The following is a 24404-nucleotide window of genomic DNA, read 5'->3' on the forward strand; positions in this document are numbered from 1 at the left end:
TCAGGCGCCGCGCAGGCGCTCGGCGAGGTACGCGTGCAGATCGTCGATCGCGATGCGCTCCTGCGCCATGGTGTCACGGTCGCGAACGGTCACGGCGTTGTCGTCGAGCGAGTCGAAATCGACCGTGACGCAGAACGGCGTGCCGATCTCGTCCTGGCGACGGTATCTGCGGCCGATGGCACCGGCATCGTCGAAGTCGATCGTCCAGCGACCGCGCAGCGAGTCGGCGACCTCACGGGCCAGCGGCGAGAGGCGCTCGTTGCGCGACAGCGGCAGCACGGCCACCTTGACGGGAGCCAGGCGCGGGTCGAGCTTGAGCACGGTGCGGGTGTCGGTGCCGCCCTTGGCGTTGGGCACCTCCTCCTCGACGTACGAGTCGACGAGGAACGCCATCATCGAGCGGGTGAGGCCGAAGGACGGCTCGATCACGTACGGCGTGTAGCGCTCGCCGGACGCCTGGTCGAAGTACGTCAGGCTCTGGCCGGATGCCTCGGTGTGGCTCGACAGGTCGTAGTCGGTGCGGTTGGCGACGCCCATGAGCTCGCCCCACTCCTTGCCGGGGAATCCGAAGCGGTACTCGAAGTCGATCGTGCCGGCGGAGTAGTGCGCCCGCTCGTCCTCAGGCACGTCGAACCGGCGCATGTTGTCAGGGTTCACGCCCAGGTCGATGAACCAGTCCCAGCACGCCTCGACCCAGTGTTCGAACCACTCGGTCGCCTCGGCCGGCGGCACGAAGTACTCGATCTCCATCTGCTCGAACTCGCGGGTGCGGAAGATGAAGTTACCGGGCGTGATCTCGTTGCGGAACGCCTTGCCGACCTGGCCGATGCCGAACGGCGGCTTCTTGCGGCTCGCGGTGAGCACGTTCGAGAAGTTCACGAAGATGCCCTGCGCGGTCTCGGGGCGCAGGAAGTAGAGGCCCGACTCGTCATCGACGACGCCGAGGTAGGTCTTCACGAGACCCGAGAACGCCTTCGGCTCGGTGTACTGGCCCTTGTTGCCGCAGTTCGGGCAGGGCACGTCGGCGAGACCGTTCTCGGCCTTGCGGCCCTTGCGCGCCTCGAAGTCCTCGATGAGGTTGTCGGCGCGGAAGCGCTTGTGGCAGTTCAGGCACTCGACGAGCGGGTCGGTGAAGGTCGCGACGTGGCCGGAGGCCTCCCACACGCGCTTGGGGAGGATGATGCTGGAGTCGAGGCCCACCATGTCGCCGCGGCCGCGGACGAACGTCTGCCACCACTGCCGACGGATGTTCTCCTTCAGCTCGGTGCCGAGGGGGCCGTAGTCCCACGCAGAGCGCGAACCGCCGTAGATCTCACCTGCTTGGAACACGAACCCGCGGTGGCGGGCGAGGCTGATGACCTTATCAAGACGGGACTGTTCGGCCACGGTGGCTCCAATGGTCGCAAGGGGTGGATGCTGGCGCGCGGCGATGCCGCGGCATCCTCCAGTCTATCCGCGGCTCCGAGGGCATTCACTCGCAGTCAGGACCGCGTCCAGGCGCGGAATCACCGATGCGGGAAGGCCACCCCTCCGTCGGCGGCGAGCGCCTCGGCGACGATCTCGATGTGCTCGCGCATCATGTCCTCCGGCATGGCCGGCATGCTCTGCTCCCAATAGGGCAGGATCGCACCGCGGCCCTGCATCATCCCCAGAGGGCGTGCGTACGCCCACAGGTGCAGGTGAGCGGACCCGTCGTTCCACCGGCTGAAGTGGCACCGGGCGACGGCGGGGATGCGCTTGGTCGCCTCCGACAGCCGGATGCTGCACGAATTCGCCCTCGGAGGTCATGCCTCCATGAAAGCAGACCGGCTCACTCGGTGAAGAGGTACCCGCGCTTCACGTCGAAGCCGGCGATGCGCAGGCCGCGGCCGAGCAGCTGCTCCATCTCGCCGCGCAAGCGCGTGCGCCATTCGTGGGCGGCCGCGGCATCCGTCTCGCGCATCCCCTCGACGTCCTCCGGGATCTCGAGCGTCGCGACGACCGCGTCGTCGGCCGGGGGCTTGGCGATGTCGGCGAGGGCCCACTCGACGTCGAGTCGGTCGCTCTCATCACCAGCATCCCCGCCGCCGAAGATGCCGTAGTTGTTCACGGAGTACCCAGTCACGCGCGCGCCGAGCACGGTGAGGAAGAAGTGCGCGTTGCGCGCCACGAGCGGGTCGAACGTCCAGGTGATGCCGCCGACGTCGCGCGAGAACGCCCACTGGCGCTGGTGCTCCTTGAGCTCGCGGCCCCAGCCGCGGCCGCGGTAGTCGGGCAGGAGCGCGGTGATGTGCGAGTGCATCCGGCGCTTTCCCGGCTCGCCGAAGAAGGCGATGGATGCTCCGACCATCCGTTCCTGGCCGCCCTCGTCGTCGAACAGGCCGACGACGTAGTTGCCGGACTGCTGCAGGGCGCGCAGCGTTCCCGCGTCGATGACGCGCTCGGGTCCGCGGATCGAGTCCAGCAGGCCCTGCGCGTCGATGATGAGTTCAACGGTGTCGAGGTCACGGATGGTTCGCACGAACCCAGTCTGCCCCTCTCGCGCCCATCTGCGGAATCCGCCGCTAGCCTGGACAGGTGGGAGACAGCGACGACAAGGCCAGGAAACGCCTCTCGCGCACCCCGAACAAGGCCCTCACGGTCGCGGTCCTCGCCTTCGCCGGCCTGGCGTCCTCGTTCATGTTCACGCTGGTCGTCCCCCTGCAGGCTGAGCTGCCGACGCTGCTGAACGCGTCTCGCGAGGACACGAGCTGGGTCGTGACGATCACGCTCCTCGTCGCCGCGATCGCGACCCCGATCTCGGGTCGGCTCGGCGACATGTACGGCAAGCGCCGGGTCGTGATCGTTCTCATGATCGCGCTCATCGCCGGCTCGGTGATCGCAGCACTGTCGGGATCGATCGTCGGGGTCATCATCGGGCGCGCCCTGCAGGGCGGCGTGACCGGCGTCATCCCGCTCGGCATCGCGATCATGCGCGACATCCTGCCGCCCAAGCACCTCGGCACGGCCGTCGCGCTCATGAGCGCGACGATGGGCGTCGGCGGTGCGCTCGGGATGCCGCTGGCCGCGTACCTCGCCCTGAACGCCGACTGGCACTCGCTGTTCTGGCTCGCCGCCGGGCTCGGCGTCGCCGGGCTCGTGCTCGTTCTCCTCTTCGTCCCCGAGGACGTGCTGCTCTCCCCCGGACGCCTCGACATCCTCGGCGCGGTCGGCCTCGCGATCGGCCTGACCGGGCTGCTGCTCTACGTCTCGCGCGGTGCCCAGTGGGGATGGACCTCGCCGCTCGGCCTGAGCCTGGTGATCAGCGGCATCATCGTCCTGCTGCTGTGGGGCTGGTACCAGCTGCGCACCACCGACCCGCTGCTCGACCTTCGCGTCGCCGCGCGACCCGCCGTCCTGCTGACGAACGTCGCGGCGATCGGTATGGGCTTCGCGCTGTTCGGATCGAACGTCACGTTCCCGCAGATGCTCGAGCTGCCGGTCGAGACCGGATCCGGCTTCGGGCTCGACATGATCTCGGCGGCGTTCGTCGTCATGCCGGCGGGCCTCGTGATGATGGTGATCTCGCCGCTGTCCGGCTGGCTGGAGCGCACGATCGGCCCTCGCCCACTCTTCACGGGCGGTGCAGCCGCGATCGTCATCGCGTACGTGTACGTGCTCATCTTGTCGAGCGAGTGGATTCACATCCTCATCGCGAACGCCATCATCGGCGTCGGCATCGGCTTCACGTTCGCCGCCATGCCGATGATCATCATGCGCTCGGTGCCCTCGAACGAGACCGGGGCATCGAACGGCCTCAACGCCCTGTTCCGCTCGGTCGGCACCTCGAGCGCGTCGGCCGTCATGGGCGGCGTGCTCGCTTCGATGAGCGTCGAAGCCGACGGCGTCGCGATTCCGACCCACGATGCGTTCCAGGTGTGCTTCTGGCTCGCGATCGTCGCGGGCACCATCGCACTCGTGCTGTCGCTGTTCATCCCGAAGATCCGGCCGCTCGAGAAGCACCCCTCGCTGCCGAGCTGACGGCTCGGGCCTACAGCGTGAAGCCGTCCGGATCCCCGGGCTGCGGCGGACGCAGCCGGTCGGGCAGCGGCCAGGCGAGCACGATCGGCTCGGACGCCGGGCGCGTGATATCGCCGTAGTCCTCGGCCTTCACGACGATGCGGCCAGGGATGCCGTCGCGGTCAGGAGTGACCTCGACGATGCGGACGCGGGTCGGACGCCCGTCGTCCTCGAGCATCCACGGCTCGGCGAGCCAGGCGAGGCCGTGCGCCTCGAGCGCCTCCTCGGCGACGAGCCAGTCGACCGGGTCGGAGACGGTGCGACCGAGCACGTCGACGGCCACCCAGTCGTCGCCCGACGGATGGATCCAGCCGAGCAGCTCGCCGTCGTCGCGGCGGTGCGGGGTCCAGTCGTCCATCCCGACGATGGTACGCGGCCGCGACGGTTCGGGGGCAGAAACGACGGATGTCGGACGGAACCGTCTGTTCCGTCCGACATCCGTGCAGGAAGCCCCCGAAGTGTCAGGGGATCGAGTCAGGCGCGGACGGCGAAGCCGCCGGTCCAGCCGATCTGTTCGCGCACGGCGAGCACCATCTGCAGGAAGCCGAGGGCCTCGAGCTCGCGCGCGCGCTTCAGCGCTCCGGCATCCGCGACCTTCAGACCTGCAGCCGTGACGACGTCGGCGAGGAGCTTCTTCGCGGCGTCGTCATCGCCCGCGACCTGCACGACGGTCGGCTCGCCGCCGAGCTCGCCCGCGGCGAGGGTCGCGGCGAAGTTCGTGTTGAAGGCCTTGACCACCTTCGCACCGGACACGAGCGCCGCGAGCACGGCCGCCGCGGACGAGTCGTCCGGCACGACGAGACCGTCGAACGTGGCGAAGTCGACCGGGTTGGTGATGTCGACGACGACCTTGCCGGTGAGCTGCTCGCCGTATGCGGCGGCGATCTCGGCGAGTGCCGGGTACGGCACGGCGAGCACGACGATCTCACCCGTGATCGCGTCGCCCACGACCCCGGCGGTCGCGCCGATGGATGCTGCAGCGGTTCCCGCCTTCTCGATGTCGCGCGCGAGGATCTGCACGCTCGCTCCGCCCTTGGCGGCGATGCCGGCGATTGCCTGGCCCATGTTCCCGGTTCCGATGACGGTGATCGCGGTCATTCTGATGCCTTTCGTCTGTTGTTCCGCCGTCGCATTTACTTGCTTCGGCAACTACATATCGAAACGCCCTTGTCTCGGCAACTATTCCCGACAGAATGGAGAACATGGCCGCATCGCTCCCCCGGATGACCCCGCAGCAGTCCCGAGCATGGCTCGCGCTCATCAGCACCGCCGAACTGCTCCCCGCGGCTCTGGACGCTCAGCTGCAACGCGACGCGTCACTGACCCACTACGAGTTCATGCTGCTGAGCGCCCTGCAGCGCACCGGCGCGATGCGTCTGAGCGACCTCGCGGCGGCGACGAACGCCACGCTCCCCCGAGCCTCGAAGGTCGTCAGCAGACTCCAGCAGCGCGGACTCGTGCAGCGTGAGGAGAGCGAGCACGACCGGCGCAGCATCCTGCTCGAGCTCACCCGGCAGGGGCGCCGTCAGCTCGTGCTCGCGACGCCCGACCACTTCGACACCGTGCACCGACTGGTTCTCGACCAGCTGAGCCCGGAACAGCTCGACCACCTCGCCGATGCCCTCGAACCCGTCCTCGAGGCACTGGACCCCCACCAGCGGTTCGGGGTGCCAGGGCGCTGAACAGAGCGGCTTGTTCACGTGCCGCCGAGGATGGCGACGAGGAACGCCGCGCGATCGAGGGCGTTGAGCGGGTTCAGCCCGGTGATCTCCTCGATGCGCGCGGCGCGCTTGCGGAGGGTGTTCTCGTGGATGAACAGATCGGCTGAGGCCGCCTGCACCGCGCCGTCCCTCCGGCAGAGAGCCTCGGCCGTCTGCAGCAGCTGCGTGCGGTGACGCGCGTCGTACCGGCGCAGCGGCGTGATCACGTGCTCCGTGAACGGAGCGATCTGGTCGGGTGTGAGACGGTGCACCAGCCCCTCCCACGTGGCGAGGTCGCGGGGACCTGCCGGTCGCCGCAGCCGGGGCGCGATGGCGGCAGCGGCGAACGCCTCCCGAAGCGCGATCGCGATGCGTTCCTGCACGATCGGACCGCTCCAGCCGAACACGGCATCGATGTCGTGCGGTGCGGAGAGCAATCCACCGATGGTCCCCGGCACGATCGCGACCGTGTCCGCGCCGACCGTTCCGACGACAGAGCCTTCGGGGAGCGGCAGGCGGATCGCGCTGGGCGCGACGACGATGTGCACAGCATTCGCGTCGTCGAGTTCAGCGCCGAGGACGACGGCGCTGGCCTGCCCTCGGCGCACCATGTCGATGATCGCCCCGACACGGGCGCGCTCGCGAGCCTCCTGCTCCTGCCGGTGCTGCTCGGCCGCGAGGCGCTGCGTGATCTCGACGAACGCGACATCGGCGGGGATCCGCAGCACCGCGACGCCCAGGGCGTTCGCCGTCCGGATGATCGGCGCCGGCACCTCATCGGTCACGACGCCGAGGGCGAAGCCGATCGCCGACGCGCCGGCACCGCAGACGGCCGCCACGAACCTGCGCTGCGCTTCGACTTCAGTCATCGAGATCCCCGAGGTCAGCACGAGCTCGCCGCCGCGCAGGTACGGGCTCGGGTCGAGCAGGTCCGACGGCAGCGACCAGCGGATCACCCGATCAAGGCCGACCGGCCGTCCGGCGAGCTCCATCGGCGGCCCGTCCCACGTGAGCAGGTCCGCGACGCGGACGTCGCCGACCAGCGCATCCGCGTCTTCCCTTCTCCGCCCGACCATCACCCGACGATAAGGCGGCCGTGTTTCGCCACCGTTTCCCCGAGATTGCCGGAGGTGTGCTCTCCCCCACCTCCGGATGCCCGGACAGGTGATCTCCTCCACACAATCCCCTCCTGCAACAGCGCCGAAACATTCGAGGACTCCAATGAGCGGTGACCGAAAGGAATGCGCCATGACCACCACATCCGCACCTCCCGCCACACCCGCAGCCCCGCCCGCCGCCGAGCGCGTCGACAGGGACTATCCGCTCTCACGCGTCCCCGCACACTCTCGACAGGGCTGGTTCGGCGTCCTCGTCGTCGTCGGTGGGTTCGTCTTCTTCACCCCGACGATGGTCACCGGCGGACAGGTCGCCGGTGCGTTCGGCTTCGGCACGTTCCTGCTCCTGTGCGCTGTCGCGACCGCCGTGCTCGGCCTCTACATCTCCACCCTCGGCGCGGCGAGCGCCCGCACCGGTCTGTCCACGGTCCTCATCTCGCGCCTCACCCTCGGCCGGGTCGGCGGCAAGTGGGCCTCGATCGTGCTCGGCGGCACCCAGATCGGCTGGTACGGGATCACGGTCGGCATCTTCGCGAACCTCCTCGCATCCGCCCTCGGCTGGTCGGAGTCGTGGCCGCTCGCGATCTTCGGCGGCCTCCTCATGGCGACCACCGCCTACTGGGGGTTCAAGGGCATCGAAGTGCTCTCGTGGGTGTCAGTGCCGCTCATGTTCGCCCTGTGCATCTGGATCACCGCGCTCTCCCTCGACGAGGTCGGCGGCATCGGCGGACTCTTCGCGACGAGCGGCGACAGCTCGATCACCCCCGGCATGGCGATCACCATGATGATCGGAACGTTCATCTCCGGCGGAACGCAGATCGGCAACTGGACCCGCTTCGCCCGCAGCGCGCGCACCGCTTTCCTGGTCTGCCTGGGTGCGCTCGTGGTCGTCGAGACCGCGATGCTCGTGTTCGGCGGCATCGGTGCGATCGCGTTCGCCGAGGCCGACTTCACCACGCTGCTGTTCACGATGGGTCTCGCCGGCCTCGGCGTCTTCATGCTCACGTTCAACCTCTGGACCACCAACGACAACGCGGCCTACGCGTTCGGCGTCGCAGGGTCCGAGCTGTTCGGCAAGGCCGACAAGCGCCCCTTCATCATCGGCGGCGTCATCATCGGCATCGCCCTCGCGGTCAGCGGTCTGGCCGACTCGATGACCATGTTCCTCGTCACCCTCGGCACGGTGATCCCGCCGCTGGGCGGGGTCATCATCGGCACGTTCCTGTTCGTCTGGCGGCGCCGCGACCCGGGGACAGACCTCGACAGCGTCCCGGCGTTCGTCTGGCCCGGCATCATCGCCTATCTGCTGGGCACGGCAGCAGCCGGGTTCGGTTCCGTCACCGGCATCGGCAGTCCGGCCATCCAGGGCGTCCTCGTCGCCGTGATCGCCGCCCCGATCTGCCACTGGGTCGCCCGCAGCACCCGCCCGGCCGCGGTCGCGGCTTCTCCCGCAGCACCGGCGCCGGACGCCGCGCAGCACACGGACGCACAGAACGGAGCAAGCGAATGACCGCCACCCTGATCCGCAACGCGGATGTCATCACCATGGACGCGAACACGCACGCGACACCGGTACGGCGTGACCTGCGCATCGCGGAGGGATGCTTCACCGAGATCGGCACGAACCTCGAAGCACGACCAGGCGAGACCGTGATCGACGGCACGGGAATGCTCGTCACCCCGGGTTTCGTCAACGCGCACACCCACTCGTGGGAGTACCTCTACAAGGGCCGCTACGACAACATGCCGCTGGAGCTGTGGATGGCGTACGCCTACCCCATCCTCGGCGGCAGCCCCACCCCGCCGGATCTCATCCGGCTGCGCACGCTCATGTTCGCGATGGAGTCGATGAAGTCGGGCGTGACCACGCTCATCGACGATGTGCTCGAGACGCCGGGGCAGGACCTCGACCAGCTCGCGGCCGTCGCCGGCGCGTACAGCGACATCGGGATCCGGGCCAATGTCTCTGGCCACATCATCAACCGGCCGTTCGTCGACACCCTGCCGTTCGTCGCCGATTGGCTGCCCGAGGAGGTCGTCCGCCAGGTGCGGCAGGCGCCGACGCTCACCGCGGCGGAGTACCTCGACTACTCCCGTGATGCCTTCCGCAGGCATCACGGGACGGCGGGCGGTCGCATCCGATACATGCTGGCGCCGTCCGGCCCCCAGCGCTGCACCGACGATCTGCTCGTGGGGGCGGCATCCCTGTCCGCGGAGTACGGCGCCGAGGTGCACATCCACGTGCTCGAGACGAAGACGCAGGCGGTGACCGGAGACGAGCTCTACGGCGGACGCACCCTCGTGCAGCACCTCGATGAGATCGGCGCCCTGAACCCGCGTACGACGTTCGCGCACGGCATCTGGGTCACGGGCGACGACATCGAGCGGATCGCACGGTCGGGCGTCTCCGTCTCGCACAATGCGATCTCGAACCTCAAGCTCGGGTCCGGCATCCTGCCCTGGCGCGCCTACCAGGACGCCGGCGTGAATCTCGGCCTCGGCACGGACGGATGCTCCTCGAGCGACACACCGCGCCTCATGGAGGTCATGAAGACCGCGGCTCTCCTGCACAAGGTCACCGAACCGGACTTCGAGCGCTGGCCGACCGTGCCCGAGGTGCTGGACGCCGCGACCATCGGCGGCGCCCGCAGCGGGGTGCTGGACCAGACGATCGGCTCCATCGAAGTCGGCAAGCGCGCCGACCTCGTCATGTTCGACACGACGACCCTGGCGTTCCTGCCCACCAACCGCCTCGAGAACCACCTCGTATACAGCGAGAACGGATCGTCGATCGTGCGTGTCATGGTCGACGGAGTCGTCACGGTCGAGCACGGCCGGCTCACTCTCGTCGACGAGGACGCGGTCCTCGCCGCATTCCGCGAGATCATGCCGAAGATCCGGGAGGAGCAGGATCGCCTGGATGCCGTGAACGAGGTCTTCGCACCGGCCTTCGCCCGGATGCACATGGAGTCGGCCCGGCGGCAGATGCCGGTCAACCGCTGGACCGGCGACGAGCGGACCTGGGTGGGCGCGCACGCGCACGCCTGATCGCTCGATCCGGAGCCCCGTCCGATCACGGGCGGGGCTTCAGTGCGCGTACTCCATGAGTTCGACGCCGAGTACGCGGAACGCGTCGTGCACGCGCAGCCGGTGCGCGATCGAGAGGTCGTCGAATCCGACGATCATGGCGTACGCGACACCGGATCGGGGGCCGGCGAGCACACCGGCCTCGGCGCGCACGCCCCGGTCGCGCCCGGTCTTGTTGATGAACAGCAGACCGTGGGCGTCGTGGTCGTGCGCGAACGGATCGAGGCCGGTGGATGCCGCCACGAGGCTGAGGTCCTGGTTCAGGCTCAGCCACTCGGCGACCTGCGCGCTGACCGCGGCGTCCACAGTCCGGGAGTTCACCAGGGCCGAGAAGAGTCCGGCCAGCTCGCGTGCGGTGCCGACGGCGACCTGCGGCGCGTCATCGGGCCCGCGCTCGTCACGGAACCGGTCGAGGACCGCCGTCTGCGGCATGCCGAGCGCGGCGATGCGCTCGCGCACCCGGTCGAGCCCGACCTGCTCCAGCAGGATGTTGACGGCGATGGGGTCGCCGACGGCGGCGGCGAGCACCGCGAGATCGCTGAGCGGCAGGGCGGGAGCGCGCAGGCTGCGCCACAGGCCCGATGCCGCCACAGCATCGGTCGAGGCGCGGTCCACGATCTCGAGCGGATCGAGGGCGCCCGACTCGAACCCGGATGCCACCTCGATGAGCAGCGGTACGACGCCGAGCCCGGCGATCGGCAGCGTGAGGTGGTCATCTCCGGCGAGCACCTGCGAGCCGCTGTCGAGGTCGATCACGTGCACCGCCACGTGGGCGCCGGCATCCGCCAGCTCCTCGAGGGCCCGCGTCGTCGCGGCGAACGACCTCCGCCCGATGGCTGCACGGCGCGGTAGACGACGGGTGCTGCGCTGCGATCTGCGCATCATCGCAGGCTCGGGGGGAGTGCCCACGCGAGGTCCTTCCGAGAAGGTGGGGGGAGGTGCCGCACCGGCCGAGGCGTCGACGACTCAGGCCATCCTAACCCCGGCCGTCGACAACCTGTCCTGGCTTGCGCCGAAGATCACCAGATGGTCACGCGCTGGTCGCTCGGAAGGTACAGCGCATCTCCTTCGGCCACCCCGAACGCCTCGTAGAAGGCGTCGATGTTGCGAACGATCTGGTTGCAGCGGAACTCGTTCGGCGAGTGCGGGTCGATCGTCAGCAGACGGATCGTCTCGGCGTCGCGGCTCTTCTGCTGCCACACCTGCGCCCAGCTCAGCAGCAGTCGCTGCACGCCGGTGAGGCCGTCGATGACCGGCCCTTCGACAGGCTCAGGGACCGAAGGATCAGAGCGGAGCGACAGCTCGTACGCCTTCAACGCGATGCCGAGCCCGCCCAGGTCGCCGATGTTCTCACCGATCGTGAGTGCACCGTTGACGCGGTTCTCCTCGTCGAGGCCGACCGGCACGAGCGCGTCGTACTGCGCGATCAGAGCCTTGGTGCGCTCCTCGAACGCCGCGCGGTCGGCATCCGTCCACCAGTCGTCGAGCTTGCCGGTGCCGTCGTAGCGGCTGCCCTGGTCGTCGAAGCCGTGGCCGATCTCGTGACCGATCACGGCGCCGATGCCGCCGTAGTTCGCCGCGGCATCGCGCGAGGCGTCGAAGAACGGGTACTGCAGGATCGCGGCGGGGAACACGATCTCGTTCATCGACGGGTTGTAGTACGCGTTCACCATCTGCGGCGGCATGTGCCATTCGTCGCGGTCGATGGGCTTTCCCACCTTGTCGATGTTGCGGTCGTTCTCGAAGATGTTGGCGCGGCGCACGTTGCCGAAGATGTCGGCGGCGTCGATCTCGAGCGTCGAGTAGTCGCGCCACACCTCGGGATGCCCGATCTTCGGGGTGAACGCGTCGAGCTTGGCGAGCGCCCGCTCACGGGTGTCGGGGCTCATCCACTCGAGCGTCGTGATGCTCTGCCGGTACGCCTCGATGAGGTTCGCGACGAGCTCGTCCATGGCGGCCTTCGCCGCCTGGGGATAGTGCCGCTCGACGTAGACCTTGCCGATCGCTTCGCCGAGGGCCCCCTCGGTGACCGAGACGCCGCGCTTCCAGCGCTCGCGGATCGTGGGGACGCCGGTGAGCTCGGTGCCGTAGAACGAGAAGTTCTCCTGCACGATGTCGTCGGTGAGGAACGGCGCCGCGGCATGCACGGCGTGCGCACGCAGCCATGCCTTCCAGTCATCGAGACGGTCTGCGCTGAGCAGCGAGCCGAGCCCTTCGAAGGCGCTCGGCTGGCTGACGACGACCTCGGCGAAGGCATCCGGGTTCGTCGGGCCGACGGCATCCCGCCACCCGGTCAGGTCCACGCCGACGAGCGCCTGGAACTCGTCCCACGTCTTCAGGTTGTACGTCTTGACGGCGTCACGGCTGGCGACGTTGTCCCAGTGGTGCGAGGCGATCTCCGTCTCGAGCGCGAACGAGCGCTCGGCGTCGCCCGCGGCATCTGCGATTCCGGCGAGCGCGAGCAGGCGCTCGAGGTGCGCACGGTAGGCGTCGCGCGTGCCGGCGAAGTTGTCGAGGCGGTAGTAGCTCTCATCGGGCAGTGAGAGGCCCGACTGCACGAGCACGGGCACGTAGCGCTCCGGGTCGCCGGGGTCGCCGTCGACGTACAGGCCGATGAGGTGCGCGCGGCCGTCGCGCTCGTACGCTCCGGCGAGAGCCAGCAGGGCGGGGATGCCGTCAACGGCATCGATCTCGGCGAGGGTCTCCTGCAGCGGCTGGATGCCAGCGGCATCGATGCGCGCGGTGTCCATGAAGCTCGTGAACAGGTCGCCGATCTTGCGCTCGAGCGTGCCGGGCTCGGCGCTCTGCGCCTCCTCGATGATCGTGCGCACATCCTTCTCGGCCTGCTCGGCGAGCATGTGGAACGACCCCCAGCGCGCCTTGTCTCCGGGGATCTCGGTGCGCTCGAGCCACGCGCCGTTGACGTGGCGGTACAGGTCGTCCTGCGGGCGGATGTCGGAGCTGAACTCTTCGGTCGCGAGACCGGCGGGAAGAACATCAGTCATGCGTCCACCCTAACTGCGCGGAATCCGCTCTGGCCCGGGGCGGGTGGGTGGCAATATCATGTCGAGAAGGGGAGACGAGGGGATCGTTGTGAGGGGACTGGGGCAGTATCTGGTGTCGACGGGCGCGCCCGCCGACGAAGTCGGAAGCGCGATCGCGGAGGTCGGCGACGGTGAGGAGCTCACCCGCCATCTGCTGCGCAAGCGCACCATCACCGAGGCGCAGATCGCGCAGGCGACGTCGATCGCCTCGGGCTACAGCTTCATCGACCTGTCGAACTACGCGTTCGACCCCGATGTGATCGCGCTCGTGCCGGGGCCGCTGTGCCGCAAGCACCGCCTGCTGCCGCTGCGGCTCGTGCGCGACCAGTTGACGGTCGGGATGCTGGATCCGACCGACATCATCGCCCTCGACGACATCGCGAGCCTGACCGACCTGCGGGTCGCGCCGGTGGTCGTCGCCGAGGACTCGCTCATGCAGGCCTTCGAGCGTCTGCTGCGCTCGGACGGCGAGCTCACCGACCTGTCGGAGCAGATCGGCGAGTCCTCGTCGAGCTCCGAGTCGCTGTTCACCGAGCAGCTCGACGACCCCGATTCGGATGCTCCCGTCGTCCGCTTCGTGAACCTGCTCATCACCCAGGCGATCAACGACCGCGCCAGCGACATCCACATCGAACCGGGCGAGCACCGCCTCACGGTCCGGTTCCGCATCGACGGCGTTCTGCACGAGATGCAGCGCGCGGATCGCGGCATCCAGGACGGTGTCATCTCGCGTCTGAAGATCATGTCGTCCATCGACATCGCCGAGAAGCGCGTGCCGCAGGACGGCCGCATCTCGGTCATGCACGAAGGGCGCACGGTCGACCTGCGCGTGGCGACCCTGCCGACGGTGTGGGGCGAGAAGATCGTCATGCGCATCCTCGACAACAGCGGGCAGTCGCTGGCGATGGAGGACCTGCTGTTCCTGCGGCGCAACGAGCACCGCTTCCGCGAGGCGATCACCCGCCCGCACGGCATGGTGCTCGTCACCGGCCCGACCGGTTCGGGCAAGTCGACCACGCTGTACACCGCGCTGCGCACGGTGTCGAACCCGCGGGTGAACGTGATCACCGTCGAGGATCCGGTGGAGTACCGCATCCCCGACATCAACCAGATCCAGGTCAATCCGCGCGCGGGCCTCACGTTCGCGACCGCGCTGCGGGCGATCCTGCGCTCAGACCCCGATGTCGTGCTCGTGGGCGAGATCCGCGACCGCGAGACGGCCACGATCTCGATCGAGGCCGCACTCACGGGTCACCTCGTGCTGTCGACGCTGCACACGAACGATGCGCCGAGCGCGCTCACGCGGCTCGTCGAGATCGGCACCGAGCCGTTCCTCGTCGCGACCGCGCTGAGCGCCGTGGTCGCTCAGCGCCTCGCACGCCGACTGTGCACGCGGTGTCGCCAGCCGATCGAGGACGACCGCGCCATGCTCGACGCGATCGGGATGCCGGCAGAGCTCATCCCGCATGCGACGGTGTACAAGGCGGCCGGATGCTCCGCTTGCTCGAACACCGGGTACCGCGGCCGCGTCGGCCTGCACGAGGTCATGACGCTCACGGACGAGATCGAACAGGCCCTGGTCGCCCACGCGACCGGCAGCGACCTGCGTCAGCTCGCCCTCAAGCAGGGCATGGTGCCGCTGCGCGAGGACGGCTGGGCGAAGGTCGCCGACGGCATCACCACGATCGAGGAGATCCTCCGCGTCACGGTGTGAGGAGTCTCACCCCTGGTTCGCGAGGTCTCCGTAGAGCGAGAAGATCGGCATGTACAGCGAGATGACCATGCCGCCGATGATGACGCCGAGACCGACGATGAGGATCGGCTCGATCAGCGACGACAGCTGCTCCGTCGCGGTCTCGACCTCTTCCTCGTAGAAGTCGGCGATGCTGGCGAGCATCTGCGCGAGCGTTCCCGATTCCTCGCCGACCGCGACCATCTGGGCGACCATGGGCGGGAAGACGCCCTCCTTGGCGAGCGGGCCTGCGAAGGTGCGGCCGTTGCGGATCGACTCCTGGATCTCGCGCACGGTGTGCTCGATCTTCCAGTTGTTCGACGCCTGGCCGACGATCGCCAGCGCCTGGATGATCGGCACGCCGGCGTCGAGCATCATCGACAGGTTGCGGCTGAACCGCGCGACCGCCATCTTCGTGATGAGCTTGCCGAAGACCGGCATCTTGAGCTTGATCGGGTCGACGACCTTGCGGTACTCGTCGGTGTACCGGTAGCGCGACCAGAGCACGGCCAGCACGACGATCAGCACGATCAGCAGCGGCAGGATCCAGATCATGTTGTGCGAGACGGTGACGAGGATCTGCGTCGGCAGGGGCAGTTCTCCCCCGAGCCCGGCGAACATGTTCTCGAACACCGGCACGATGAAGGTCACCATGACGAGCACGCCGATGAGCGCGATCACGAGGACCACGGCGGGGTACGTCGTCGCCGAGCGGATCTTGCCGTGCAGCTCGGCCTGCTTGCGGTAGTTCTCGGCGATCGAGTTCAGCGCGGCGCCGAGGAATCCACCGGACTCGCCGACCTTGACGATCGAGATCATGAGTGGGGGGAACACGTCGGAGTGTCTTCCGAGCGCGTCCGAGAGCGACGACCCGCTCTCGACGTCGGATGCCACGGATCCGAGCACCCCGCGCAGCTTCTTGTCGTCGGTCTGGTCCTCGAGAACGAGCAGGGTGCGCATGAGCGGCAGACCGGCGTTGATCAGAGCCGCCATCTGCCGCGAGAAGATCGCGAGCGTCTGCGCGGACACTCCTTTGTTAAGGGACGGCAGGGTGATCTCGCGCCGCAGACCCGTCCTGTCGACCGGCGCGACCTGCACGGGCATGAGTCCCTGCGCGCGCAGCTTCGCGGTGACGGTCGCCTCGGTGGTGGCGTCCATCGTGCCCTTGATGAGCTGCGTGGTGCCCGGGTCGATGGCCTGGTAGTGCCATTCCTGCATGGTCGACATCACGACCCCCATTCGGTGAGCTGGCGGTCGACGGCGTAGTGCGACCACGAGTCGGCGTCGAGATCGGCGGGCCGCACGTGGACGTTGTCGAGCGATGCGGGGTCCACGGCGAACGTGCGCGCGACGTGCGCGGCGACAGTCCCCTCGCCGACGAGCCGGCGCAGGTCCTGGTCGAGGGTGTGCATGCCCTCAGCGGCACCGGCCTGCATCGAGCTGTAGATCTGGGCGACCTGGCCCTCGCGGATGAGGTTGGCGACGGCCGGGGTGTTGATGAGCACCTCGGTCGCGATCGTCCGTCCGGCGGTCTGAGCCCGCGGCAGCAGGCTCTGGCTGATGATGCCCTGCAGCGTGTCGCCGAGCTGCGAGCGGATCTGATCCTGCCGGTCGGCGGGGAACACGTCGATGATGCGGTTGATCGACTTCGACGCGCCCTGCGTGTGCAGGGTCGAGAGCACCAGGTGTCCGGTCTCGGCCGCCGACAGCGCAGTCGAGATCGATTCGGGGTCGCGGAGCTCGCCGACGAGGATCACGTCGGGGTCCTGACGCAGCACGCGGCGCAGCGCCTCGGCGAACGAGTTCGTGTCGCTGCCGACCTCGCGCTGGTGGATGAGCGCCTTGCGGCTCGTGTGCTGGAACTCGACCGGATCCTCGATCGTGACGATGTGCACCGGGCGGATGCTGTTGATGATGTCGACCATGGCGGTCAGCGTCGTCGACTTGCCCGATCCCGTGGGGCCGGTGACGAGCACGAGGCCGCGGGGGCGCAGGGCGAGGTCCTGGGCGATCTGCGGAGCGCCGAGCTCTTCGAGCGTGAAGATCTTGCCGGGGATGAAGCGCAGTGCCATCGCGATCGCCCCGAGCTGCCGGAACACGTTCACGCGCAGGCGACCGAGGCCGGGTTCGAGGTGAGCGAGGTCGACCTCGTGACGACGGACGAACTCGTCGCGCTGTCCGTCGCTCATGAGGCTGTGCGCGGCTTCGCGCACCCACACGGCGTCGAGCGGCTCGAGCTGCTGCGGCACCGGCTTCAGGTCGCCGTCGACGCGCATGAGCGGCGCGGCGTCGGCCGTGATGTGCAGGTCGGATGCCCGGGCCCGCGCTGCGATCGCGAGCAGCTCGCTGAGGGTCACGGGCATGTCAGTCGCCTCCCTGAGTGCGGATGAATGCGAGGGCCTCGACGCTGACATCGAACCCGTCGGTGGACTCCGTGACGGTCACGTCGTCGAACGCGATGGCGCGGGGCCCGGCACGGAGCCCGTCGAGGAACTTCTGGGCGCTCTCGATGTCGGGGGCGATGACCTGGATGCTGATCGCGACCTGCATCCGGTCGTCGGATGCCGGTGCTGTCGCTGGGTCGGTGGCCGAAGCATCCGTCGCGGCGGCGTCCGACTCGGCACCCGCTACGTCGGCGGCGGCATCGGTCGTGTCCGTCGCCGTGTCGGCGGCCTCGGTCGGCGCCGGCGCGGCTGCGGCATCGTCGTCCGTGCCCAGACGGGCCGCGTAGGGCGTCGTCTCGCCCTTGGTCGCCGAGACGACGTCGACGCCGGCGGCGGACGCGGCACGCGAGATCCGCTCGAACACGCCGTCGAGCTCGGCGGCTGCCGGGATCTGCGTGGTCAGCGTGGCGACCGACTTCTCGGTCTCGGCGATGCTCTCCTGCTGCTTCTGCAGCGTGGCGATCTGCATCTCGTAGACGGCGTTGGTGTCTGCGACCTGCTTCTGCTGGTCCTGCGCGGTGAAGACGCCGCCGACGAGCGGCATGACGCCGAGCACGACGCCGAGGATCAGGACCACGGCGGTGACGAGGCCGCCGACGAGAGTGATCAGCTGCTTGTTCATCACTGACCTCCTTCTTCGGCAGCGAATCGGCCGCTGTAGATGCCCTGATCGAAGACGACGTCGATCGTGTAGGTGAAGTGCCCCTCTGTCGTGCTGCTCTCGGCGATCGCGTTGGAGTCGCTGGAGGCGACGGCGCCGACGGTGCGCAGCTGGCGCGAGATGCTCGCGATGTCGATCGTGTTCGGGCTGTCGAGGGTGATGGTTCCGGTGAGGCCGACGGTGCCCGCGGCATCCTCTTCGCCCAGCACCGTCGTCGACGGCGCCCCCGGAACGAAGGAGAACCCGATCAGCGAGACGTCGGCGGGCAGAGCCGACTCGATCTTGGTGCGCACGTCGCCCCACGCGAGGTCGGATCCCATGGCTTCGGCGAGGTACCCGCTGAGGTCCTGTTCGGTCGCGATCGCGCTGCTGACCTCGGAGAGCGCGGCGATCTCGGTAACGAGCTGCTGCGTGCGCTGCTGCTCGGCGGCGAGCTCCTGCTGGGCGAGCTGGTTCCAGGCCCAGGCGCCGGCGACGAGCAGAGCTGCGATGACGAGCGCGCCGAACACGGCCCAGAGCCATCGCCCGGCCAGGCGGTCGCGCTCGCGGCGGGCCCGCTCGGAGGCGGGCAGCAGATTGACGCGGGGGGCCGCGTTGTACGACAGGGTTGCCGCGCGCGACATCAGGTGTCCTTTCCGAGCGCCAGCCCCGCGGTGCTGACGAGGTTCAGGGCGAGCTCGCCGCCGGGTTCGCCACCGGCGACGGCGCCGACGTCGGCGAGCGAGATGACCTGCACGGGATACGCGTCCCGGTCGGCGAGGCCGCGCTGCACGCCGTTCACGGCGGCGCCCGCGCCGGTGAGCAGCACGCGGTCGATGCCGGTGCCGCCGGGGCGGGTCATGTAGAAATCGAGAGTGCTGTGCAGGCGGCTGAGCAGGTCTGTGACGGCGCGGCCGCCGAACTCGCCCCGCAGGGTGCCGCGGAGTGCACCCGGTGCGAGTGCGTCGGCCTGGCGAGCGATGCCAGCGGGCAGGATGCCGGCGGCGCCGACCGCCGCGAGCATCGGGATCTCGGCATCCGCTGTCTCGTCGACGGGAGCGAGGACGCCCCGCCGGCGGACGGCCGTCGTCTCGATGTCAGCGGGCAGGATGCGGACGAACATCGGGATGCCGTCGCGCAGGATGACGACCTGCGTGGTGTGGTCGCCGACGTGGATGGCTGCGACGGTTCCGACCGAGGCGTCGCGGCGCACCGCGCGGGCGAGACCGAAGGCTGTGAGGTCGACGCGCGTCACGCGGATGCGGCTGCGCGTGAAGGCGGCGATCATCTGCTCGACCGTCTCGGCGACTGCGGCGACGAGCAGACCGTGCACCTGGTCGCCCTCCTGAGCGGTCGGGTAGAAGTCGAGCACGGCCTGGTTCACCGGAACGGGCAGGAGGTCCTGCACCTGGAACGGCAGCGCCTTCTGCATCACCGGGCGCGGAAGGGCTGCGGTCGTGTACTCGCGGACGAGGACGCGGCGGCTCGCGATGCCGAGGGTGACGTTGCGCGACTTGATGCAGGCTGTGCTCCAGAGCTGCCGGATGGCGACCGCGACGGCACCTTCGTCATGGATCTCGGAGTCCTTGGCCGCGTCGGGCGGCAACGGCGCCTCGCCGTATGCGAGCACGCGCGGCGATCGTCCGATGGTCATCTCGACCGCTCGGACGCTCTCTTCGGTGATCTCCACACCGACCCTTGTTGCTGCCATGTCCCCTCCTACGTGTAGATCCCCAGATACCAGCGAGCGATCGGTTCGCCGAACAGGATGCCGAGCCAGGCTCCGGCGAGCATCCACGGTCCGAACGGGATCGCGCTCTTGCGCTTCGCGCGGCGGAGCAGGATGAGTGCGATGCCGACCACGCCGCCGAGCACGAACGCCGCGAAGGCTCCGACGACGAGTGCTCCCCAGCCGAACCAGCCGAGCACGGTGCCGACGAGGCCCGCGAGCTTGACATCGCCGCCGCCCATGCCGCGCGGGCTGATGAGCCGGATGACGAAGTAGAAGAGGAACAGCGCCACTCCCCCGAGCAGAGCCCGGATGAACGGTTCGGCGGCGATCCCTGAGCCGCCGCCGTTTTCGATCCCTGAGCCGCCCCCGGCGATCCCTGAGCCTGTCGAAGGGTCGCTCCCCGCAGCGATGCCCGCGATCGTCGTGAGCCCGAGGATGACGACGGTCGCCACCCATCCCGGCAGCACGATCGCGTTCGGCAGCCGCTTGACGTCGACGTCGATGGCGGTGAGCACGACGCTGAGAGCCGCGAACAGCACGAGCATGACGAGCTCGCCCCAGAACCACGGGTTGCTGGACCACGAGATCGTTCCCTGAGCCGCACTCGTCGATCCCTGCGCCGCCCAGGTCGCTCCCTGCGACGCCCAGGTCGATTCCTGAGCCTGTCGAAGGGTGCCGACAGCGACCGCCGTGAACAGCGCGCCGGTCACGAGTTCGATGAGCGGATACCGCCCCGAGATCCCCGCCCCGCAGCTCGCGCATCGCCCACCCTGCACCGCCCATGAGAGCACGGGGATGTTCTGGTGCGCCCGGATCGGAGCCTCGCACTGCGGGCACCGGCTCTCGCGCAGCAGCGAGATACCGGCCGGCACGCGGTACGCGACGACGTTCAGGAACGAGCCGATCACGAGGCCGAAGACGCCCGCGAACGCGGTGAGGAGGATGGCGGCGGCGGGCATCACTGCACGTCCCGCTGAGCGATGAGGGTGCCGAGGATCGTGCTGCCCACGCCGCCGGTCTCGTCACCGGCGATGGAGCCCGGGACGGTCACCGGCTTGTAGGTGTGCGCCCAGGTGGCGCCGCCAGCAGAAAGGGTCCCGCCGTAGATCTGCCCGTTCCAGGTTCCCTGCCCGATCGTGATCTGGCACGGCGAGTAGGCGAGGCCCGTGATCTTCGAGCCGAGCTGCGCCGCGTAGATGTTGAGCGTTCCCTGCCCCGAGGCGCAGGTGGGAGCGTTGTTCGCAGTGTTGTCGGGAGTGATCAGGCTGAAGTCCAGCTCCGCGCCGCTGGCGGAGTTCACTTTGAGCTGCTGGGTCGAGAACTCGTTGGCGATGATCGCGATGTCGGTCTTGATGTCGAGGGTCACGTTGTAGCCCTTCACGACGCCCGTGACCTTCTTGTTGTCCTTGCATGCGAGCGCGTTCACCACCGTCGGCGAGTTGTACCCGATCACGGCGCTCTTCAGTGCCGATCCGGCCGTCGCCATGTCGCAATCACCCGTCCAGTTCACGACGGAGTAGCCGAGCCCTTCCCACTTGCTCTTCTCGAAACCGAGGTCGAACCAGGCGAATCCGTCCGGCTGAAGAGGAGCCGGGGCAGACACCTTCGGCGTCGACGGTGCAGCCCCGATCGGCGGTGCACTGACGAGGATTCCACCGATCTTGGACTCCTGGAACGACGAGAACGGCACCGCGACGTGGACGGACCCGAACTCGGCCCGGAAGACCACTCCATGGGTGCCGCCGGTGTAGGAGCTCGAGGCGTCGCCACCGACGAACGATGAATTGAATGCCAGCACGCCCCCGGCCCGGATGTCCCCATCCACGCGCGCCTTGTCGATCGACACGCCGGCTTCGGTGGTGAGGTTGCCCTTGATCTGGGTGCTGTTGTTGAGAATCACCTTGCCGCGCGCGAACGCGCTGCCGGCGATGTAGGTGCTGTTGGATGTCGTCAGAGTGCCCAGCGAGACCACGTCGCCGCCCACGTTCGCGAAGCTGTCGAGGCTGACGTCCTTGGATGCGTAGACGTTGCCCGTGACCTTGCAGTAGTTGGTGATGGCCGCAGAGCCGTTGCGCACGATCACGCTTCCGTTGATCGTGGTGGCGCTGTTGCAGTTCAGGCTGCCGTTCTCGACGATGACGTCGCCGTCCGCCCCGGCGGCATCGATGCGCACCGTGGACGTGCTCAGTCCGCCGGTGCCCGCGACCAGTGCCCCCGTCAGACCTCGAGGTGCTGTGACCGGCACGGTCTCATAGACGGCGATGATCGTCGTCGATGACCCTCCAGCAGTGCCGGTGACGGAGAAGGTCACCTGGCCGGTGTTCGGGGAATCGCATGCGACCGCGACCGTGTACGCGGGTGAGGTGCCCGCCGGAACCGCGGCACAGGGGTCGGCGTCGGCACGGCTGGCCCGTGCGATCGCATCGGCGAGTCCGGCATCGGCAGCAGCGCGTGACTGCGCGGTGCTGCGGCTCGAGACCACGCTGCTCGCGGTGTTCGTGACGAGACCACCGACGAGGACGGCTCCGACCATGAGCACCATCATCACGATGATCACGACGACGAGCGTCGCCCCGCGGTCGTCGGGTTCGCGATGTCCGTCACGCCACCGGCGCATGATGTCGTGCAGCGTCACCAGCATGGTCCGCCTCCGGGGATGACCGCCTGCGCCGTGACCGCACCCCTGATCGGGATGCTGGTGTCGCCGACTTCGGCGGTGAAAGAGTAGGTCAGCCGCGTCGCCGACGAGGCTGAGAAGATCGGGCCGCCCTCGATGCCGGTCGCGAGCGTGGTCCACCCCGTCGTGGCGTTGGGGTCGATGGCCGCGCTCGAGGTCTTGTAGAGGAGGTCGCCGGATGCCGTGCGCTTCCAGGCCCGGCATTCCGAGCCGTTCGTGCCCGTCGCGACCCGGGCGACGAGCGTGTCGCTCGTGCCGGTCGTGAGGCTCAGCGCGCCGGCGTTGCGGATGGACTTCTGCAGCGAGGCGCTGACGAGATTCGCCTGGCCCGTGGCGGCATCCCGATCGGTGGTGGACGCCTGCGCCATCCACCCGTTGATGAACGTCGCGGAGACGAGCGCGAGGATCACCCCCGCGATGAGCATGTACAGGATGAGCTCGATGAGGGTCACCCCCTCGTCATCCGGACGTTCGATTTTCATTGCTTCGCGACCATCACCTTCGTGGAGACCGAGGTCAGCGGTTCACCGGCCGAGATCACCTGCACGGTCACGGTGACAGCTGCCGGATACTCGGCAGCGCCGGTCGGGCACGTCACCGCCGATGTGCGGATCGTCATTCCCGAACCCGACGGGTCGGGCAGATCGCCGCTCTTGGCTGCCAGATCCGCACAATGGGAGGCTGCGGATCCGGTCGGAAAGACCGAGCGGATCTCGGCGATCCGGTCATTGGCGAGATTCGTCGCCACGACCGAGGATCGATTGTCGACGCTGAGTCCCATCGCCGAGATCAGGAGCGGAAGCACTGCGAGCGCGAGAACCGCGAGCAGCACCATCGCGATGATGACTTCGATGAGGCCCAGTCCGTCGTCGGTTCGGGTTGACCGCGACATGAGTGGTCCTCAGGTAGTGAGCCGGAGTGGAGGCCCACAGGGGCGAGCCTCCACTCCAGTCAGACACGGATTAGCAACCGGGGCCGGAAGAGTAGGCCTTCGTCGTGGCCTTGATCTGGTTGTTCGTCGCGGTTGCGCATACGGTGTTGATCTCGGCGCCCGCGGCAGGCGTCGCGCTCAACGTGATGTCGGAGTCGCCGGTCTTGTAGTCGGTGGGCGTCTCTCCCGCGGCGAGCTGCGCAGACCACTGCGTGGCTGCACTAGCGGCGACCTGCTTCGTGGCATTGATCCGCGCGTTGTCCTGGATGCTGCCGAAAACGGGAATCGCCACAGCCACCAGGATCCCGAGGATCACGACGACGATGATGAGCTCGATGAGCGAGAAGCCGGCTTCGCCGTTCTCTTCGCGCTCGACCTTCTTGGCCTCGATGAGGCGTCGGATAGTACGCATGACAGAGTCACACTTCCCGGGATGACGAACGGGTACCCCTGGTCAGGCGCGTCTGTCGACGGGCTTCGTCGTCTCCCCAACCCCAGGATCAGGAGCCGCCGCCACCCCTCAGTTGAGCGGCTCCTGCAGACATGTTGGCGACGGCCCGTCAGCCGGAACAATCCCCCAGTTCTGGGGATACCTGCCCAAAAGTCTCTACTGCTATTCGCGCGCATATAAAGAGGTATCGACGAAGGTCCACATCGCCTGGACGAAGGTCTAAGGGCACCTCTACCCATCGACTCCTCAGGTCGACCGTTATACCCGCGTTACCCGGAGTTCTGCCGACGCTCCCGCCAACGCCGCACTTCGGCACCCACATCGCGGGTCTTCGTCACCACCGGCGGTCCGCCCAGGAGCTGCCGTCGCGCCTCGATCACGCGCTTATTGAAGTCCTCGAGCAGCTCTCTGACGTCGCTCTCGCGCGAGAATCCGTCGAGCGTCGCGTCGAGCTCGCGGTCCTCGGTGCGCAGCAGGATCGCCGGCGGGCCGAGCCCCGTCAGATTCTCGGTCTCGATCTTCCGGCGGATCCACCAGTCCGGATCATGATGGGTTCCGAGGCCCTCGAGCGGCTTGCCTGCTCCCGGCAGATCGTCGAACGCGCCGCGCCGCATCGCCACCTGGATCGCGCTCTCGACGAATTGATGCTTGTTCTCTGCGGTGAGCTGCATCGGCGGCGCTTGGGGCTCAGCATCCGGTTCGCCGTTCTGCCGCGCCCGATAGCGGGCCGCGGCGTCTCGAGGATCAGTCATCATCCACCTCCGGATGCCGGTCCTCCCACCCTACGCGCGCATCGGGGCGGTGTCGCCGGCA

The 24404-nt window shown here is 68.4% G+C and carries 24 protein-coding genes; 5 read left to right on the forward strand and 19 right to left on the reverse strand.

Annotated elements, in window-relative coordinates; translation table 11 throughout:
* The 3 genes from AB0269_RS08650 to AB0269_RS08660 all read right to left on the reverse strand — a co-directional run bounded on the left by AB0269_RS08650 (nucleotide 1) and on the right by AB0269_RS08660 (nucleotide 2500).
* Nucleotides 1-1386, reverse strand: coding sequence for a glycine--tRNA ligase (locus tag AB0269_RS08650; RefSeq protein ID WP_366210806.1), 1386 nt, complete (start codon nucleotides 1384-1386; stop codon nucleotides 1-3).
* Between the two features lie 119 nt (nucleotides 1387-1505).
* Nucleotides 1506-1646 carry a hypothetical protein gene (locus tag AB0269_RS08655; RefSeq protein WP_366210807.1) on the reverse strand — a complete coding sequence of 47 codons (141 nt, stop codon included), beginning with the start codon at nucleotides 1644-1646 and terminating at the stop codon, nucleotides 1506-1508.
* Between the two features lie 164 nt (nucleotides 1647-1810).
* Nucleotides 1811-2500, reverse strand: a complete 690-nt coding sequence (locus AB0269_RS08660; protein WP_366210808.1) for a GNAT family N-acetyltransferase — start codon at nucleotides 2498-2500, stop codon at nucleotides 1811-1813.
* A 56-nt stretch (nucleotides 2501-2556) separates the two neighbouring features.
* On the opposite strand from AB0269_RS08660, the gene AB0269_RS08665 reads away from it, so the two are divergent.
* Complete coding sequence (locus tag AB0269_RS08665; protein WP_366210809.1) at nucleotides 2557-3999, forward strand: MFS transporter; 1443 nt, start codon at nucleotides 2557-2559, stop codon at nucleotides 3997-3999.
* A gap of 10 nt (nucleotides 4000-4009) precedes the next feature.
* On the opposite strand, the gene AB0269_RS08670 is transcribed toward AB0269_RS08665, so the two are convergent.
* Both AB0269_RS08670 and AB0269_RS08675 read right to left on the reverse strand, forming a co-directional pair.
* Entirely contained in the window at nucleotides 4010-4396 is a 387-nt protein-coding gene (locus AB0269_RS08670) for a hypothetical protein (RefSeq protein ID WP_366210810.1), read from the reverse strand.
* Between the two features lie 116 nt (nucleotides 4397-4512).
* Nucleotides 4513-5136: an NAD(P)-binding domain-containing protein gene (locus AB0269_RS08675; protein WP_366210811.1), complete on the reverse strand. Its 624-nt coding sequence runs from the start codon at nucleotides 5134-5136 to the stop codon at nucleotides 4513-4515.
* 104 nt (nucleotides 5137-5240) lie between these two features.
* Between AB0269_RS08675 and AB0269_RS08680 the strand changes: the two genes are divergently transcribed.
* A complete protein-coding gene (locus AB0269_RS08680; RefSeq protein WP_366210812.1) occupies nucleotides 5241-5720 on the forward strand; it encodes a MarR family transcriptional regulator in 480 nt (159 codons plus the stop codon).
* A gap of 14 nt (nucleotides 5721-5734) precedes the next feature.
* On the opposite strand, the gene AB0269_RS08685 is transcribed toward AB0269_RS08680, so the two are convergent.
* Nucleotides 5735-6814 (reverse strand): PucR family transcriptional regulator ligand-binding domain-containing protein, encoded by a 1080-nt coding sequence (locus AB0269_RS08685; RefSeq protein WP_366210813.1) that lies wholly within the window; start codon nucleotides 6812-6814, stop codon nucleotides 5735-5737.
* Between the two features lie 172 nt (nucleotides 6815-6986).
* Between AB0269_RS08685 and codB the strand changes: the two genes are divergently transcribed.
* The gene (codB, locus tag AB0269_RS08690; protein ID WP_366210814.1) at nucleotides 6987-8363 is read left to right on the forward strand and encodes a cytosine permease; all 1377 of its coding nucleotides are present in this window, start codon (nucleotides 6987-6989) and stop codon (nucleotides 8361-8363) included.
* Nucleotides 8360-9901 (forward strand): amidohydrolase, encoded by a 1542-nt coding sequence (locus AB0269_RS08695; RefSeq protein ID WP_366210815.1) that lies wholly within the window; start codon nucleotides 8360-8362, stop codon nucleotides 9899-9901. Before codB ends, AB0269_RS08695 begins: the two co-directional genes overlap by 4 nt.
* Nucleotides 9902-9940: 39 nt before the next feature.
* Here the strand turns inward: AB0269_RS08695 and AB0269_RS08700 are convergent, their stop codons facing one another.
* Nucleotides 9941-10825: a serine hydrolase gene (locus tag AB0269_RS08700; protein ID WP_366211449.1), complete on the reverse strand. Its 885-nt coding sequence runs from the start codon at nucleotides 10823-10825 to the stop codon at nucleotides 9941-9943.
* A gap of 134 nt (nucleotides 10826-10959) precedes the next feature.
* Nucleotides 10960-12945, reverse strand: a complete 1986-nt coding sequence (locus AB0269_RS08705; RefSeq protein ID WP_366210816.1) for a M13-type metalloendopeptidase — start codon at nucleotides 12943-12945, stop codon at nucleotides 10960-10962.
* A gap of 88 nt (nucleotides 12946-13033) precedes the next feature.
* Here AB0269_RS08705 and AB0269_RS08710 point away from each other — a divergent pair, with 88 nt between their 5' ends.
* The gene (locus AB0269_RS08710) at nucleotides 13034-14698 is read left to right on the forward strand and encodes an ATPase, T2SS/T4P/T4SS family (protein WP_366210817.1); all 1665 of its coding nucleotides are present in this window, start codon (nucleotides 13034-13036) and stop codon (nucleotides 14696-14698) included.
* 6 nt (nucleotides 14699-14704) lie between these two features.
* Here the strand turns inward: AB0269_RS08710 and AB0269_RS08715 are convergent, their stop codons facing one another.
* The 11 genes from AB0269_RS08715 to AB0269_RS08765 form a co-directional block, all read right to left on the reverse strand.
* Entirely contained in the window at nucleotides 14705-15943 is a 1239-nt protein-coding gene (locus AB0269_RS08715) for a type II secretion system F family protein (RefSeq protein WP_366210818.1), read from the reverse strand.
* A complete protein-coding gene (locus tag AB0269_RS08720) occupies nucleotides 15943-17079 on the reverse strand; it encodes a type IV pilus twitching motility protein PilT (protein ID WP_366210819.1) in 1137 nt (378 codons plus the stop codon). The genes AB0269_RS08715 and AB0269_RS08720 overlap by 1 nt, the downstream gene beginning before the upstream one ends.
* 1 nt (nucleotide 17080) lies before the next feature.
* Nucleotides 17081-17782, reverse strand: coding sequence for a type 4a pilus biogenesis protein PilO (pilO, locus tag AB0269_RS08725; RefSeq protein ID WP_366210820.1), 702 nt, complete (start codon nucleotides 17780-17782; stop codon nucleotides 17081-17083).
* A complete protein-coding gene (locus AB0269_RS08730; RefSeq protein ID WP_366210821.1) occupies nucleotides 17782-18444 on the reverse strand; it encodes a hypothetical protein in 663 nt (220 codons plus the stop codon). Before AB0269_RS08730 ends, pilO begins: the two co-directional genes overlap by 1 nt.
* Nucleotides 18444-19511, reverse strand: coding sequence for a pilus assembly protein PilM (gene pilM / locus AB0269_RS08735; RefSeq protein WP_366210822.1), 1068 nt, complete (start codon nucleotides 19509-19511; stop codon nucleotides 18444-18446). The genes AB0269_RS08730 and pilM overlap by 1 nt, the downstream gene beginning before the upstream one ends.
* An 8-nt stretch (nucleotides 19512-19519) precedes the next feature.
* Nucleotides 19520-20491: a prepilin peptidase gene (locus tag AB0269_RS08740; RefSeq protein ID WP_366210823.1), complete on the reverse strand. Its 972-nt coding sequence runs from the start codon at nucleotides 20489-20491 to the stop codon at nucleotides 19520-19522.
* Nucleotides 20491-22173 carry a hypothetical protein gene (locus tag AB0269_RS08745; RefSeq protein ID WP_366210824.1) on the reverse strand — a complete coding sequence of 561 codons (1683 nt, stop codon included), beginning with the start codon at nucleotides 22171-22173 and terminating at the stop codon, nucleotides 20491-20493. The genes AB0269_RS08740 and AB0269_RS08745 overlap by 1 nt, the downstream gene beginning before the upstream one ends.
* A complete protein-coding gene (locus AB0269_RS08750) occupies nucleotides 22164-22691 on the reverse strand; it encodes a hypothetical protein (protein ID WP_366210825.1) in 528 nt (175 codons plus the stop codon). Before AB0269_RS08750 ends, AB0269_RS08745 begins: the two co-directional genes overlap by 10 nt.
* Nucleotides 22688-23101 carry a prepilin-type N-terminal cleavage/methylation domain-containing protein gene (locus AB0269_RS08755; protein ID WP_366210826.1) on the reverse strand — a complete coding sequence of 138 codons (414 nt, stop codon included), beginning with the start codon at nucleotides 23099-23101 and terminating at the stop codon, nucleotides 22688-22690. Before AB0269_RS08755 ends, AB0269_RS08750 begins: the two co-directional genes overlap by 4 nt.
* A 70-nt stretch (nucleotides 23102-23171) precedes the next feature.
* On the reverse strand, nucleotides 23172-23552 hold the full coding sequence (locus tag AB0269_RS08760) for a type II secretion system protein (protein WP_366210827.1): 381 nt from the start codon (nucleotides 23550-23552) through the stop codon (nucleotides 23172-23174).
* Between the two features lie 308 nt (nucleotides 23553-23860).
* Nucleotides 23861-24346 carry a DUF1992 domain-containing protein gene (locus tag AB0269_RS08765; protein WP_366210828.1) on the reverse strand — a complete coding sequence of 162 codons (486 nt, stop codon included), beginning with the start codon at nucleotides 24344-24346 and terminating at the stop codon, nucleotides 23861-23863.
* Nucleotides 24347-24404: the final 58 nt, after the last annotated feature.

Source organism: Microbacterium sp. NPDC077644, assembly GCF_040702785.1.
Taxonomy (GTDB): domain Bacteria; phylum Actinomycetota; class Actinomycetes; order Actinomycetales; family Microbacteriaceae; genus Microbacterium.